Annotated in this window: 10 protein-coding genes and 1 pseudogene; all 11 read right to left on the bottom strand. The window is 79.4% G+C overall.

Translation table 11 applies throughout. The features are described from left to right. Nucleotides 1-4 precede the first annotated feature (4 nt). Nucleotides 5-1,574, bottom strand: a pseudogene (locus F1641_RS23555) (flotillin family protein). 58 nt (nt 1,575-1,632) lie between these two features. Further along, complete coding sequence (gene rpe / locus F1641_RS18530) at nt 1,633-2,286, bottom strand: ribulose-phosphate 3-epimerase (RefSeq protein ID WP_194907953.1); 654 nt, start codon at nt 2,284-2,286, stop codon at nt 1,633-1,635. A 9-nt stretch (nt 2,287-2,295) separates the two neighbouring features. After that, the gene (locus F1641_RS18535; protein ID WP_194907955.1) at nt 2,296-4,407 is read right to left on the bottom strand and encodes a bifunctional diguanylate cyclase/phosphodiesterase; all 2,112 of its coding nucleotides are present in this window, start codon (nt 4,405-4,407) and stop codon (nt 2,296-2,298) included. A gap of 191 nt (nt 4,408-4,598) precedes the next feature. Then, nucleotides 4,599-6,161: a transcription antitermination factor NusB gene (locus F1641_RS18540; RefSeq protein ID WP_194907957.1), complete on the bottom strand. Its 1,563-nt coding sequence runs from the start codon at nt 6,159-6,161 to the stop codon at nt 4,599-4,601. Continuing rightward, a complete protein-coding gene (fmt, locus tag F1641_RS18545) occupies nt 6,158-7,132 on the bottom strand; it encodes a methionyl-tRNA formyltransferase (protein ID WP_194907959.1) in 975 nt (324 codons plus the stop codon). The genes F1641_RS18540 and fmt overlap by 4 nt, the downstream gene beginning before the upstream one ends. 4 nt (nt 7,133-7,136) lie before the next feature. Beyond that, a complete protein-coding gene (locus F1641_RS18550; protein WP_194907961.1) occupies nt 7,137-9,344 on the bottom strand; it encodes a hypothetical protein in 2,208 nt (735 codons plus the stop codon). Between the two features lie 44 nt (nt 9,345-9,388). Further along, nucleotides 9,389-9,907 (bottom strand): hypothetical protein, encoded by a 519-nt coding sequence (locus F1641_RS18555; RefSeq protein WP_194907963.1) that lies wholly within the window; start codon nt 9,905-9,907, stop codon nt 9,389-9,391. Beyond that, on the bottom strand, nt 9,823-12,924 hold the full coding sequence (locus F1641_RS18560; RefSeq protein ID WP_194907965.1) for a hypothetical protein: 3,102 nt from the start codon (nt 12,922-12,924) through the stop codon (nt 9,823-9,825). The genes F1641_RS18555 and F1641_RS18560 overlap by 85 nt, the downstream gene beginning before the upstream one ends. Next, a complete protein-coding gene (locus tag F1641_RS18565) occupies nt 12,917-13,621 on the bottom strand; it encodes an ABC transporter ATP-binding protein (protein WP_206691465.1) in 705 nt (234 codons plus the stop codon). The genes F1641_RS18560 and F1641_RS18565 overlap by 8 nt, the downstream gene beginning before the upstream one ends. Then, nucleotides 13,618-14,493 (bottom strand): ABC transporter ATP-binding protein, encoded by an 876-nt coding sequence (locus tag F1641_RS18570; RefSeq protein ID WP_194907967.1) that lies wholly within the window; start codon nt 14,491-14,493, stop codon nt 13,618-13,620. Before F1641_RS18570 ends, F1641_RS18565 begins: the two co-directional genes overlap by 4 nt. Nucleotides 14,494-14,594: 101 nt before the next feature. Further along, nucleotides 14,595-15,344 (bottom strand): hypothetical protein, encoded by a 750-nt coding sequence (locus F1641_RS18575; RefSeq protein WP_194907969.1) that lies wholly within the window; start codon nt 15,342-15,344, stop codon nt 14,595-14,597. Between the last annotated feature and the right edge of the window lie 51 nt (nt 15,345-15,395).

Raw genomic sequence — 15,395 nt, forward strand, 5'->3', positions numbered from 1 at the left:
CACCCTACGCGGCGTCGTCAGCCTGCGAGGGGGCCGACGTCGAGGTCGTCGACGCGGTGGAGGCGACCGAGCCGGTGCTGCGGCGCAGGAGGGCGCCGACGTCGACGCCGGTGGTGCGCTTCACCAGCTCCAGGGTCTCGGTGAGGTTGGTCGCCACGCCCTTGGACAGCGCGCTCGCGCCGTCGGTGGAGATGACCGTGAGGTCGCTGATGGCGGCCATCGGCGCGGCCAGCTCGCGGGCCACCTTGGGTAGCGCCTCGACCACCATCTGCGTGGTGGCGGCCTGGCCGTAGCGCTCGAAGGCCTCCGCGCGCAGGCGCTGGGTCTCGGCCTCGGCCTCGCCCTTGGCGCGGATCGCGGCGGCCTCGGCCTCGCCCTCGGCGCGGACGGCGTTGGCGATGGCGGAGCGCCGGCTGAGCTCGGCCTCGCCCTCCAGGCGCACCTTCTCGGCGGCGGCCGCAGCGGCCAGCCGGGCGGCGTCGGCGTCCGCGGCGGCGAAGTTCCTGGCGCGCTCGGCGTTGGCGGCGGTGGCCAGGCGGGTGCGCTCGGCCTCGGCCTCCGCCTCGGCGATGGCGGTGGCCTTGGCGCCCTCGGCCTGGAAGATCTCGGCGTTGCGGCGGCCCTGCGCCTCCTGCTCGGCCTGGTAGCGGGCCGCGTCGGCCGGCTTGCGGACCTGCGTGTCGAGCTGGCGCTCGGTCAGCGCCGCCTGCCGCTCGGCCACGCGCTCCTGGCTGGTGAGCACCTCCTGGTCGCGCTCGGCCTTGGCCAGGGAGCCGGCGGCCTCGGCGTCGGCGGCGGCGCGGTCGGTGTCGGCCTTGAACGCCGAGCGGCGCAGGTCGAGGTCGCGCTGGCTCTCGGAGATGGCCTCGTCGGCCTTGGCCTGGGCCTGGCTGGCCTCGCGGCGGGCGGCGGCCTCGGCGATGGCGGCGTTGCGGGCCGCGGCGGCGGCCTCGGGGCGGCCCAGGTCGCGCAGGTAGTTGGTGTCGTCGGAGACGTCCTGGATCTGGAAGGTGTCCAGCACCAGGCCCTGGTTGGACAGGGACGAGATGGACTCCTCGGCCACCTGCGCGGCGAACGCGGCGCGGTCGCGGATGATCTCGTCGACCGTCAGCGTGCCGACGATGGAGCGCAGCGAGCCCGCCAGGACCTCCTGCGTGAACGACTCGATCTCGTCCTGCTGGTGCAGGAAGCGCTGCGCGGCGGCGCGGACGTTGTCCTCCGAGCCGCCCACCTTGACGATGGCGACGGCGTCGAGGTTGAGGCGGGATGCCCTGCTTGGACACGGCGCCGCCGATCTTCACCGAGATCCGGCGGCTGCTCAGCGACAGCACGTGGACGCGCTCGACGAGCGGCTTCACGAAGACGCCGCCGCCCATCACCACGCGCTGGCCCGACAGGTCGGTGGACACCTGCCCGGTCTCGGGGTTGGTCACGGCCTTGCCCTTGCGGCCCGTGACGATGAACGCCTCCGACGGGCTGGCGATCTTGTAGCGCCGGGCGATGGAGAAGACCACCACCAGCACGACGATCACCAGCAGGCCGATGGCGACGACCGGAACGAGCACGGGGGTCAGGTCCACGCGGCGACCCTAGGTGCCCGGGTCCGCCGGCGTCGTCCCCCCGGAGGAGGGTTCACCCACCCGCGAGGCGGCGGAGGTCGGCGATGGCGGCGGCCGGGTCGTCGGCGCCGTACACGGCCGACCCGGCCACGAAGACGTCGGCACCGGCCTCGGCGCAGCGCTCGACGGTCTCGGCGGAGACGCCGCCGTCGACCTGCAGGCGCACCTCCAGGCCGTGCTCGTCGACGGCGCGGCGCAGGCGGCGCAGCTTGGGCAGGCACCCGTCGAGGAAGCTCTGGCCGCCGAAGCCGGGCTCCACGGTCATGACGAGCACCATGTCGACCTCGCCCAGCCAGTCGAGGAAGGGCTCGACCGGCGTCGCGGGGCTGAGGGCCAGCCCGGCGCGGGCACCGCGCTCGCGCAGCTCGCGCGCCAGGCGGACCGGCGCCGAAGCCGCCTCGGCGTGGAAGGTCACCGAGTGGGCGCCGGCCTCGGCGTAGGAGGGGGCCCAGCGGTCGGGGTCGGCGATCATGAGGTGGCAGTCGAGCGGGACCGGGCTGACCTGCGCCAGGCGCTGCACCACGGGCAGGCCGAGGGTGAGGTTGGGCACGAAGTGCGCGTCCATCACGTCGACGTGGGCCCAGTCGGCGGTGGCGATGCGCCCGAGCTCGGCCTCGAGGTTGGCGAAGTCGGCGGACAGGATGCTGGGGGCGATGGTCACGGCCACCCGCCGACCCTAGGCGCCGGTGACCGCCGCGGCGCCCACCACCTGCTGCGCCACCTGCCGCACCACCTGCTGGACCGGCTGCCGGGCCGCGCGCTGCACGCCGTCGAGCAGCCAGGCGCGGACGTCCTCCGCGGGCAGCGGGCGGCTGTGCAGGTACCCCTGCGACACGTCGCAGCCGAGCTCGCACAGCCGCTGGAGCACCTCGGCGGTCTCGACCCCCTCGGCCACCACGCGCAGGCCCAGGCTGTGGGCCAGGTCGACGGTGGTGCGGACGACGACGGCGCTGCGGGCGTCGGTGTCGAGGTCCCTGACGAAGACCCTGTCGATCTTGAGCTCGGTGACGGGCAGCGCCATGAGCAGCGACAGCGAGGAGTACCCGGTGCCGTAGTCGTCGATGCTGATCTCGACGCCCAGCTCGCCCAGGGCGGTCAGCACCACGGCCGCCCCGTCGGGGTCGGACACGATGCCGGTCTCGGTGATCTCCAGCACCAGGGAGCTCCCGGGGACGCCGGCCGCGACGAGCGCCCGGGCGACGTCGTCGACCAGCTCGGGGCGCAGGTCGCTCGGGGACAGGTTGACCGACACCGGGACCGAGCTCCCCTGGGCGCGCCAGCGCGCGACCTCCCGCAGGGCCTCGCCGACCACCCAGCGCGTCAGCCGGGACTGCAGGCCGAGCTCCTCGGCGAGGGGCACGAACACGTCGGGCGGCACCAGCCCGTGCTCCGGGTCGCGCCAGCGCACCAGCGCCTCCGCGCCCTGCACGACGGCACCGCCGAGCGCGAGCTGCGGCTGGTAGTGCAGGACCAGCTGCTCGGTCTCGACCGCGCGGGTCAGGGCGTCGGCGAGCTCCGCCCGGGCGGCCGCTGCCTCGTCGAGCGAGGAGTCGTGCAGCACGGGCTCGCCGCCGAGGGCGCGGGCGCAGGTGGCTGCGGCCTCCGCGCGGCGCAGGGCGTCGACGGCCGCGTCCCCGCCCGCGGCGGGTCGGTCCCCGGGCCCTACGACCAGCAGGGCGACGCCCGCCGCCACCCGCAGCCTCGCGGTCCCCTGCGGCAGGGCGACGGGCTCGGACAGCAGGTCGCGCAGCACCCCGGCCAGGGCCAGCGCCTGCTCGGCGCCCGCACCGGGCAGCAGGACCCCGAAGACGCCGCCGTCGATGCGCGCCGCGCGCGCGGTGGGCGCCAGGCGGGCCCCCACCTGGCGCAGCAGGTCGTCCTCCACCTCGCGGCCCCAGACGTCCGTGATGGCGTGGAGCCCCTCGACGTCCAGCACCAGGAGCGCAGCGCCCGCACCGGGGTCGGCGGAGGCGGCGGCGGAGCGCGCCCGCTCGAGCAGCGCGGCGGTGTCGGCGAGCAGCGCGCGCCGGTTGCCCAGGCCGGTGACCTCGTCGGTCATCGCGAGCTCGCGAGCGGCGTGCAGGGAGGTCACGTCGCGCAGGAGGAGCCCCAGGCGCGCGGTGGCGGAGACCAGCGCCCCGACGGCGACGACCACGGCCACCCGCGCGCTCCAGTCGGGCGTGGACATCAGCAGCGTCACGGCCGCCTCGCCGACGACCACGAAGCTGCCCACGGCCCGCTGGCCCGAGCTGCTGGGCCTCGGCCGCAGGCCGGGAGGAGGCGGCACGACCAGGGCGAGCAGCACGCCCGCGCACCCGACCGCGGCCACGGCCGCGTCGACCAGCAGCGGGACGTCGAGGAGGCCGGCGAGGCCGGTGACGTAGGAGGCCCCGGCGGCGAGCAGGGCCCAGGCACCGGTGGCGAGGAGCACGACGCGGCGGTCCGCCCCCGCCCCGACGTCCACCAGGAGCGCGGTGACCAGGCCCGTCACCGCGACCAGGCCGCTGAGGCAGCCGAGGGTCAGGAGCCGCTCGACCGCGTCCATCCCGCTCGCGCGCTCCAGAGGAGGACCGGCGAAGGTGATGAGGACGGCGGCGGTCCCGAGGACCCCACCGGTGGCGTCGAGCCAGCTGTGCGTGGACACCATCCGCCGGTGCTCGCACGCGAGCTCGACCGTCGCCGCGCACAGGGCCACCAGGCCCAGGACCCCGAGCACGAGGTGCCAGGTCTCCGTGCCCCACGGGAGCCCGACGACGGTGGGGCTGAAGAGGGCGACGGCAGCAGCCATCCAGCGCCTCGTCCTCCACCCGGCCCGGGCGGGTCCCTCTGCGTCCACACCGCTCCATCGGTCGCCCACGACGCGGCTCGACGACCGGCGCTGATGATCACCGTTCCGGAGCAGTCCCGCCGGCCCCGGGTGCGGGCCGGGCGGGCGGGCGGGTCGGGCGGGCGGGTCGGAAGAGCCGGGTCAGGGCCGGGTCAGAGGGGGCGGCGCAGGAGGCTCGTGCTCATCGCGTCGGTGCCGTGCAGGTGCGGCCACAGCTGGGCCCGCTGCCCGGTGCCCGCGTCCTCCACACCGGCCAGCTCGCGCAGGACGGCCGGGGCGTCGAGCACCTCGACGGGCTCACCGGCCCTGGCGCGGCGCCGCACGACGTCGTCGACCACGGCCTGCGTCTCCGCGGGGTGCGGGCTGCACGTGACGTAGGCGACGACGCCGCCGGGGCGCACGGCCTCCAGCGCGGAGGAGAGCAGCTCGCGCTGCAGGGGGGCCAGCTCGGCGAGGTCGGCGGGGGTGCGCCGCCAGCGCGCCTCGGGGCGGCGGCGCAGCGCGCCGAGGCCCGTGCACGGGGCGTCGACGAGGACCCTGTCGAACTGCCCGGGGCGCTCCTCGCCGACGGCGCGGCCGTCACCGGCGACCACCTCGACGGTCCCGGGGTGCTCGGCGAGCACCCCGGCGAGCGCCTGCTGGACCAGCTTCGCGCGGTGGGGGGCCACCTCGACGGCGAGCAGCCGGGCCCCGCGCTCGGCGGCGCTGGCGGCGAGCAGCGCGGCCTTGCCGCCCGGGCCGGCGCACAGGTCGGCCCAGCGCTCGTCAGGACCGCCGGAGGCGCCTGAGCCGCCGGAGCCGAGCAGCGGCGCGGCGAGCAGGGCGAGGGCCGCGAGCTGGCTGCCCTCGTCCTGCACCCGGGCGCGGGCGGCGCGGACGGCGGGCAGGGAGGCCGGGTCGCCCTCGGGCATCACGGCTGCCACCGGCGACCAGCGGCCGGGCTGCGCACCGGCTCCCACCAGCTCCTCGGCGGTGGCGAGACCGGGCAGGGCCGCCAGCGCGACCAGGGGGCGGGCGTTGTCGGCCGCGAGCAGGGCCTGGAGCTCGCTCGCGGGGCGGCCGGCGGCCACGAGCGCCTCGCGCATCGCGCGGACCACCCACGCGGGGTGGCTCTCGCGGACGGCGAGAGCGCCGACCGGGTCGGCTCCGGGCCCCTCGCTCGGGGGCGCGACCTCGTCGAGCCAGGCGGCGAGGTCGCGGGCGGCGACGCGCCGCAGCACGGCGTTGGCCAGGCCGCTGGCGCCGGTGCCGACGGCGCCGCGGACGAGGGCCACGGTCTCGGAGACGGCGGCGTGCTGGGCCACGCGGGTGGCCAGCAGCTGGTGGGCCCCCAGGCGCAGGGCGTCGAGCAGGGGCGGGTCGAGCTGGTCCAGGGGCCTGTCGACGCAGGCCGCGAGCACGGCGTCGTAGGTGCCGCGGCCGCGCAGCGCGCCGTAGGCGAGCTCGGTGGCGAAGGCGGCGTCGCGGGTGTCGAGGCGCTGCTCGCGCAGGAGGCGGGGCAGCACGAGGTTGGCGTAGGCGTCCTGCTCCTCGACGGCGCGCAGCACGTCGAAGGCGACGCGGCGGGCGGGATCGCCGGTGCGGGGGCGGGCCGCGGGGCGGCTCGCCGTCCACGGCCGGGAGCGGTCGGGACCGCCGCGCCCGCCGGGTCGCTGGGAGCGCTGGGGCCGCTGCGGGCCCTGGGGACGCTGCGGGGGGCCGGAACGCTCGCTCACGCCAGCACCTCCCCGCCCTCGAGGCGGGCTCCGCGGGCCCAGGCGGCGGCGGGCATGGCCCGCTTGCCGGCGGGCTGCACCTCCCCGAGGCGGACGGGCGTGGTGGCGGTGCCGACGAGCACCTCCTGCCCCTCGACGCGCAGCTCGCCGGGCGCCAGGCGCGGCGACCCCGGCGCGGTGGCCAGCGAGACCGGGGACAGCGGCTCGACCGGCCCGAGCTTCAGGCGCTCGACACCGCCGGCGGAATCCTCACCGCGCACCACCGTGGTCCACGACCCAGGAGCGGGGGTGCAGCCGCGGACGCGCCGGTCGACGGCGAAGGCGGGCTCGTCCCAGCGGACGCGGGCGTCCTCGACGGTCACCTTGGCGGCGTGGCTGACGCCCTCGGACGGCTGCGGCACGGGCACCAGCGCCCCGGACTCCAGCCCGTCGAGGGTGGCCACCAGCAGCCGCGCGCCGTCGGCGGCGAGGCGCCCGAGCAGCTCGCCGGAGGTCTCGCGGGGCCGCACGTCCGTCGTCGTCGTCCCGAGGACGGGGCCGGTGTCCATGCCCTCCTCCAGGAGGAAGGTGGTGGTGCCGGTGACGTCGTCGCCGGCCATGACGGCGCGCTGCACCGGGGCCGCGCCGCGCCACGCGGGCAGCAGGGAGAAGTGCAGGTTCACCCAGCCCAGCGGGGGGACGTCGAGCGCGGCGCGCGGCAGGAGGTTGCCGTAGGCGACGACGGGGCAGCAGTCGGGCGCGAGCTCGGCCAGCCCGGCGAGGAACTCCGGGTCGCGGGCGCTGCGGGGCTGCAGCACCGGCAGCCCGGCGGCCAGCGCCCTGACCGTGACCGGGCTCTGGACGGCGCGCCGGCCGCGGCCGGCGACGGCGTCGGGGCGTGAGACGACGCCGACCACCTCGTGGTCGGAGGCCAGCAGGGCCTCCAGGGCCGTCTCGGCGACGGCCGGGGTCCCGGCGAAGACGAGGCGCACCGGGTCACGGTACCGACCGGCCGCTGACGGCTGGCGTCCGCCGCGAGGCGAGCACGGCGGTGAGCACGGAGCAGGTGACGACGGCGGCTGCGGGCACCAGCGCCCACGCCGCTGCCGCTGGCCGTCCGACGGCGCCGAGCCCCAGCGGACCCGCGGCGACCGCCGCGAGCGCCGCACCGGTGAGCACCCCCAGCGCGGCGCCCGCGGCGGCCAGGGGCACCAGCTCGGCCACCGCGAGCGAGCGCACCGCCGCGCGGGGCGTCCCGAGCACCGCGGTGGCGGCCGCCTCGGTGCGGCGCTGCGGCTCGGTGGCCACGGCGTCGAGGACGACGGCGAGCGCCCCCAGCACCGCGAGCGCCGCGGCGACGAGCACGGCGAGGTGGCGCAGCTCGAGGGCCAGCACCGCGGCGGCGGCCTGCGCCGGCGCCGCGGTCCCGGACGCGGGGGCGGCCCGGTGGGCGGCGGCCAGGAGCACCGCGGTGGCGGCCCCGCTGGTGGTGAGGACCAGCGCGACGAGCACCGGGGTGCGCCGCGCGGCGGCCTCGAGGCGCGACGCGGCGACCAGCGCGACGGCGCCGCCGCGGCGGGCGGCGCGGGTGCGCAGCGGTGGCAGCAGCGGCAGGAGCAGCCGCCGCCCCACCAGGGCCGCGGCGAGCGCCCCCAGGGGCAGGGCCGCGGCGGCGAGGGGACCCGTGCTCGGGGGGCCACCCGTGCCGGACGTCACCAGCGCCGTCAGCGCGAGCACCGCGAGGAGCACCACCGCGGCGTCGAGCGCCAGGGCGCGGGCGCGCCGGTCGCCGGGGTGGACGGGACCGGTGGGGCGGGCGGTCCCGTCCACGGCCGCCGCGGCGAGCGCGGAGAGCAGGGCGGGTGCGGCGACGGCGAGGACCAGCAGCGGGACCAGCAGCAGGACCAGCGCTGGGCCCGGTGCTGGGCCCGGTGCGGCGCTGCCGGTGAGGGGGGAGCCGGTGACGGGGGTGGCGAGGGCGAGGCCCACCAGCACCGCCACCAGTGCGACCGCTGCCGCCTCCACCGCCGCCTCCACCGCCGTGGCGGTCAGCGGCGCCCCCCGGGTGCGGAGCACCCCGAGCGCGCGGGAGCGGCGGGCGACGAGCAGGGAGGAGGCCAGCACCACGAGGGCGGCCGTCGCCGCGAGCAGCGAGGCGAGCAGCACCACCGACCGGGCGCGCGCGGCGGCGACCTGGGAGGCGGCGTCGCGGAGCAGGTCGTCGAGGTCGGTGCGCAGCCGGGCCGGTGCTCCGGAGACGCCGGGCAGCTGGGCGGGCGGCGCGGCCTCCAGGGCCGCCAGGGCCCGCGCAGTGGTCGCGGCGCTGGTGGCGCGCAGGGCCGCCGGCCGCACCGGCAGGGCGGTGGTCAGCACCGGCAGGGCGGCGGGCAGGGCCACCAGGGCGGGCACCTGCGCGTCGTCGACGAGCGCCGCGACGTCGGTGGCCGCGGTCGGCCCGCTGCCGGTGGTGCGGGGGGCGAGCAGCCCGGGAGCGGTCCGCCAGGCGGGGTCGTCGGCGTCGGCGGGGGTGAACAGGCCGCTGACCACGACGTCGAGCGCCGACCCGCCGGTGCCGCCGAGCACCGCGGGCAGACGGTCGCCGGGGCCCACGCCGAGGGCGGTGGCCACGGGCTCCGCGAGGCCGACGGCCAGGGACAGCCCCCCGCCGTCGTCTCCGGAGGGCGGCGGTGGGCCGGCCGGGCCACCGGCGGTCCACACCACCTGGGGCTCTCCGCCGTCCGCGGCCGGCCGCACGGGGTGGACCAGCCGCAGCGAGGTCAGGCCCTGCTCGCCGCGGGCCAGGACCGTGCCGAGGCGCGCCACCGACAGGGCGGCCACCGGCTCGCCGAGCACCCCCGGGACCGCCTGCCCGACGGCGCGGGCCTGGGCCGCGACCGCACCGTCGAGGGTGTCCGCGGTGACGCCGAGGTCGGCGGCGGACTCCCCCAGCGGCACCTCGAGCACCACGGCGGCGCGCTCCGGGTCGCTCGTCGGGTCGCTCGTCGGGTCGCTCGCCGGGGCGGCCGCCGCCGCGGCCACCGCGCGGTCGGCGGCGTCCTCGACCCCGGCGGGGACGACGACGGCGAGCGCGACCGCCAGCGCCAGGAGCACCGCGGTGACGACGTGCAGACCCGCGTCGGACGCGGTGCGCCGCAGCGCCACCGACACCGGCGAGGGGTGCAGCGCCCGGCGCACCCGTGCCACGGCCCCCGTCCGGGTCGGCTCCCCCGGTCGTCGTCCTCGGGGGCTCACGAGCCACCACCCCGGCGGGCGGCCACGACGCCGGTCACCCCGGAGACCAGCAGCGGCACCGCGACGAGCACCACCAGCACCCCCAGCACCCCGGCCGCCAGCAGCAGCGGCGCACCGGTGAGGGCGGCGCGGAGCACGAGGGCGGCGTCCGCGCCGGGGACCGGGAGGCCGCCGTCGGGCGCGCGCACCAGTGCGGGGACCACCGCCGCGGCGACCACCAGACCGGCCAGCCCCCCGACGAGCAGCGCGAGCAGCAGCTGCAGGGCCCGCGGGGCGACGACCACCCGCAGCCGCTCGCGACGGCGGACCCCCAGCACCGCGAGCCGGGCGCTCGTGCGGGCGTCGTCGGGTGCTGCGGCGGCCACCTGCAGGGCCGGTCCCGCCAGCGCCGCCGCGGCCGCCGTCACGAGCAGCAGGGCCCAGCCCGCCCTCAGGGCCGCTGCGAGCGGTGCGTCCTGCGCGTCGGCGGTGGCCTGCACCAGGCCCGTCGCGGTGCCCAGCCCGGCCGACTCCACGGCAGCGACCGCCGCGCGCTGCCGCTCGGCGTCCAGCGGGCCGCCCGGGGAGCCGCTCGCGGAGCTGCTCGGGGCGCTGCTCGGGGCGCTGCTCGGGGAGCTGAGCCACCACCGGTCGGGGGCGGGCACCACGCCGCCGGCCAGCAGCGCGGCGTCGAGGGCGTCGACGTCGGCCAGCAGCGCGGGCTCGCCGGGCGCAGCCGGCACCGCCGGGACCACCCCCACGACCCGGGCGACCACCTGCAGCTGCCCCACGACGACCGCCACCTGCTGCCCCGTCCGGGCACCCACCTGGTCGGCCAGCTCCGGGGAGACGAGGACCGGCAGCGCCTCGGGGCCGGCAGCGACTGCGCCCGCACCACGGCCCCGGTCTGCGGCAGACCCGCCGGGCGCACCAGGGCGCTGACGACGACGGCGGGGCCCCCGCTCGCGGACCCGCCGGCGCCCGAGGGCTCGACCTGCACGGAGGTGCTGCTCAGCGCCCCCTCGGCGCCGTCGCCCCCGGTGGTCGTGCTCCAGCCGGCCGCCCCAGCGGCTGCGCCCGGCGGGGCCTGCGCTCCGGGCAGGTCGAGGCGCACCTGGAGGCGCTGCTCGACGACGGCGAGGGGGTCGTCGGGGTCGGCGTCCGCGCTCGGCAGCACCCGCAGCCACGCGCCCACCACCTGCAGGGAGCCGGTGGCGCCCGGGGCGGGCAGGGCGATGTCGTGCGCCTCGCCGTCGAGCACCACCGGGGTGCCGTCGAGCACCGCGAGCACCCCCCGCGGGTCGCGGACCAGGAGGGAGGGGACCACCTGCAGCTCGGGCAGCTGCAGGCGGGTCGTGAGACCGCCGTCGAGCGCGCCCCGCCCGCTCACCGCGAGGCGCACCGGCCCCGCGGGCAGCGCCGGGCCGGTGAGCTCCTCGCCGTCCAGCTGCCGGGCGGCCGGGAGCCCCCGCGCGCCGTCCGCGGGGGCGGAGACCAGGGACACGGGGCCGGCGGCGGAGCGCGTGCCGAGGGCGACCCGCAGCACGGCGACCGGGGAGGGCGCCAGGCCGGTGGCGGCGGCGAGGGCGGCGGACGTCCGCAGGGCGCCCACCCCGTCACCAGCCCCGCCACCAGCCCCGCCACCAGCCCCGCCACCAGCCCCGCCACCAGGGCCGTCGTCGCTGGTGAGGGGCGTCTCGACGACGACGTCGGACCCCTGCGCCGCCGCCACCTGCTGCGCCGTCGACGCCGTCCACGCGGCGCGCCACGCCAGCGCCGTCGTGGTGGTGGCGGCGGAGAGGATCACGAGCGCCGCCGTGGCGCCGGCGAGGGGTCCGCGGGCCAGGGCCCACCCGGCCACGGCCCGCGAGACGCCCGGGCTGCGGCGCGCGGTGCGCTCACCGACCCGGCGCAGCAGGCCCAGCACCCGCAGCCCCAGCAGCGCCGAGGCCAGCAGCGCCAGCGCGGGAGCCGCCACCAGCGCCACCCCGGTGGTCGCCGAGCTGCCGGCGGCGGACCCGTCGGATCGCAGCTGCCACGCGGCGGCCGCCGCCACGGCCAGCAGCAGCACGTCGGCGCCGGACCGGGCGAGGGGTCCGCGCACCGGCGCCCTGGTGGCGCGCCCCGGCGCGCCGGCCGCACCGCCCACCCCGGCGGCGCGGCCCCGGGCGAGCACGAGCAGCACCACGACGGCTGCCACCGTCCCCGTGGCCGCAGCCGCCGCGAGCGCCGTCCCCCCACCGGCGAGCCCGCCGGGAGGAGGCGTGCCCGCGCCGATGACCGCACCGAGCAGCCCGCCCGCCGCCAGGGCGGACAGGGGCACCGCGAGGGCCACGGCGACCGCCACCAGCGGCAGCAGCTCAGCGGCGTCGCGCGCCAGCTGCTGGCGCGGGGAGGCTCCCCGCACGGCGAGCAGCACCGACTCGTCGCGGCGGCGCGCGGCGAGCAGCTGGGCCAGCGCGGCGAGCGCGACGAGGGCCGCCCCGGCCCCGGCCACCGCGGCGACGAGCAGCCCGGCCCCGGCGGTGCGCTGCTGGGCCGCGGCGCGCTCGAGGAGGCCGGGCAGGGCGGCGCTGGTGGAGGCGGCGGTGACCCGCGCGCCGAGGGCGTCGCGCACGGCGGTGCTGGGGGCGGGAGCCCGGGCCGCACCGGCGAGGAGGTCGTGGGCCCGCCTCGGGGTGAGGTCGGCCAGGTCGGGCACGACGACGGCGCCGCCGGTCGCCGCGGTGAGGGCCGCCGGGGCGCCGGGCGCGGCGAGGGCCGCCGGGTCGACCAGGAGCGGACCGACCGCGGGGCGCTGCACGCGACCTCTGGTCCCGGGCACGCCGGCGGCCGTCGTGGTGCCTGCGCCGCGCAGCGGGTCGAGCCGCCACAGCAGGTCTCCCGGCCGCGGGCGGTAGGTGCCGACCACCACCGCGGTCAGCGGTGCGGTGGCGCTCTCGTCAGCGGGCGCCGGGGTCAGCACCGCCGTGGCCCCGAGCGGCAGGACGCCGGTCGCGGCGTCGGGGACCGCCACCTCCAGCGCCGTCCCCGCCCCCGACCCCCCGGGAGCGTCCGGCCAGCGCCCGGAGACCAGGTCGGCGTGGAGGGCCAGCCCGCCGGTGGCGTCGAACGAGCCGAGGGCGGCGAGGGTGCCGCTGTCGAGGTCGCGGTCACCAGCGCCGACAGCGGGGCCGCCGGCCGGGTCGAGGTAGCGGGCCGAGCTCGTCCAGGTCGTCGACCGCTGCGCCGGTGCGGGAGACGCCCCCGAGGCGAGCACGTCGGCGGCGTCGTCGAGCACCTGCTGCTGCTCGGCACCGGTGGTCCCGCCGGCGAGGGCCAGGCGCGCCAGGGCGGTGGTCTCCCGGGCGGGTGCGGCGGCCAGGGCGACGGCGAGGGCGGCGTCCTGACCGTCGGTGAGCAGGTGCGCGCTGGTGGCGGTCAGGGTCGTGGCGAGCAGGAGCAGCGCCGTCGCGGTCGCCAGGAGCCCCGCCTGCGCGCGGGCGCGGGCCAGGGCCCCGGTCAGCACCCCGTCGAGGCGCCCGCGGAGCAGCCCACCGGACGGGTCAGGCACCGGGGTGCTCGGGGAGCAGGTGCCCGTCGCTGATGCGGACCGCGCGGTCGGCCAGGGCGACGACGACCGGGTCGTGCGTGGCCACCAGCGCGCAGGTCCCCTCGGCCTCGACCACCCCCCTGATGAGCGCCAGCACGGTGCGTCCGGTCTCGGCGTCGAGCTGGCCGGTGGGCTCGTCGGCCAGCAGCAGCCGCGGCGAGCCCGCGAGCGCCCGGGCCACGGCCACGCGCTGCTGCTGGCCCCCCGACATCTCCGCGGGCCGCTGCGCGGCGTGCGGGCCGAGGCCCACCAGCTCCAGGACCTGCGCCACCCGGCGCTCCCGCGCGTCGGCGGGGACGCCGCGCACCCGCAGCGGCAGGCCGGTGTTCTCCGCGGCGGTGAGCAGCGGCAGCAGCCCGAACCCCTGGAGCACGAAGGCGACGACGTCGCGGCGCAGGCGCAGCAGCTCGTCCTCCCCGGCGGTGACGACGTCGACGCCGTCGACCACCACCTCGCCGGCGTCGGGGCGCAGCAGGCCGCCGAGGACGCTGAGCAGGCTCGACTTGCCCGAGCCGGACCGGCCGACGAGGGCGACCAGCTCTCCGGGGTGCAGGTCGAGGTCGACACCGCGCAGCGCGTGCACCGCGGCGGGGCCGGAGCCGCGGGTCAGCGCGACGCCGCGCGCCCGCACCAGCGGGTCGCCCACGGGCCCGGTCACCGGCCGGGCCGGTCAGCGGGCCGGACGGCGATGTGGTCGGCCTCCAGCGCCAGGCGCACCCGGTGGGCCAGCTCCAGCGCCTCGCGGTGCTCGCGCGGCAGCTGCACGCGACCGGCGCGGTCGAGCACCGCGAACTCCTCGGAGACCAGGCGGGCGGCGCCGTCGTCGTCCACCTCGGTGCGGCGCAGCACCTCGCTGCTCGTGCGCCCGTCGCGGATCGCCACCGTGCGGGCGACCTGCTCGGAGACGCCCGGGTCGTGCGTCACCACGAGCACGGTGGTGCCCAGCTCGGTGCTCGCGGTGCTCAGCGCGGCGAGCACCTCGCGGCTGCTGGTGGTGTCGAGCTCGCCGGTGGGCTCGTCGGCGAGCAGCACCGCCGGTCGGTTGGCCAGGGCGACGGCGAGCGCGACCCGCTGCTGCTCACCACCGGAGGACTGTGCGGGACGGCGCTCCGCGACCCCCGCGACGCCGAGAACGCCCAGCAGCTCGCGGGTCCGCGCGGCGCGCTCGCGGCGGCCGGTGCCGGCCAGCGCCATCGGCAGGCCCACGTTCTGCTCGGCGGTCAGGTGCGGGAGGAGGTTGCGGGCCGCCTGCTGGAACACCACGCCCACCACCTCGCGGCGGTACCTGACGCGCTGCCCCGCGGTCATGCCGGCCAGCTCGTGCCCCGCCACGGTGGCGCGCCCCGCGCTGGGCGCGTCGGTGCCCGCGAGCACGTTGAGCAGGGTCGACTTGCCCGACCCGGACGCCCCGACGACGGCGACCACCTCGCCCGGCTCGACGCGCAGGTCGAGGCCCTGCAGGGCCTGGACCTCGGTGGTGCCGCTGCGGTGGATGCGCACCAGCTGCTCGCACAGCACCGCAGCGACCACGCCCGACCTCCGCCCCCCGACGCGGTCGACGTCGACCGGTTCGCCGAGGCTACCTTTTCCGGGGCGGTCGCAGGACCGCCCCGGAGGGGGGACGCCCCAGGTCAGCCGCCGCTGCCCCCGCCGAGCAGGCCGCCGACGAGCCCGCCGACGCCGCCGACGCCGCCGACGATGTCGGCGACCAGGGCTGTCGGGGCGACGGTCGCGGTGATCGCCGTGATGCCCGGGACCGCCACGGTCGCCGTCAGGCCGGCCGTCCCGGTGGGAGCGAGCCCCGCGGTGGCCGCCACGCCCGCGACCCCGCCCACCGTCGCGGTGACGGCGGTGGTGGCCGTCCCGGCCGTCGTGGCCAGGCCGGCGGTGGCCCCCGCGACACCGGTGGTCGCGGTGTCCGCGATGCCGGCGACCCCGGCGACGAGGCTCGCCGTCCCGGCGGTGGCCATCCCACCGACCCCGGCGACGTCGGCGGTGAGGCCGACCACGCCCGCGGTGCCGGTCGCGCCGGGGGTGCCCGCCGTGCCCGCCGTCCCGACGGACGCGGTGACGTCGACCAGGGCCCGGCTGGCGGTGGGAGCGGTGTCCGCCGTGTCGGCCCGGTCAGCGGTGGCGGCGGTGGAGGCCGTGGTCCCGGCGTTGCCCCGCTCCCCGACCTCGGCGGTGCTGGCCGTCCCGGCGGTGGTGGCGACCCCGGCGACCGGTGCGGTCTCCGCCACCGCCGCGGTCTCGGCGACGGGGGCCGTCTCGGCGACGGCGGCCGTCCGGGTGGTGTCGGGGTCCTCCGGCGCGGCGTACGCGGCGGCGGCACCGGCGATCGACAGCAGCACGGCGGCGGGCACGACCACGTGGAGCTTCACAGCCATCTCCTCTCGGTGCCGCTGGCGCGGCTCGTGCTGCCTGATCGGCGC

Origin of the sequence: Quadrisphaera sp. INWT6 (assembly GCF_015390235.1) — a bacterium.
Taxonomy (GTDB): Bacteria; Actinomycetota; Actinomycetes; order Actinomycetales; family Quadrisphaeraceae; genus Quadrisphaera.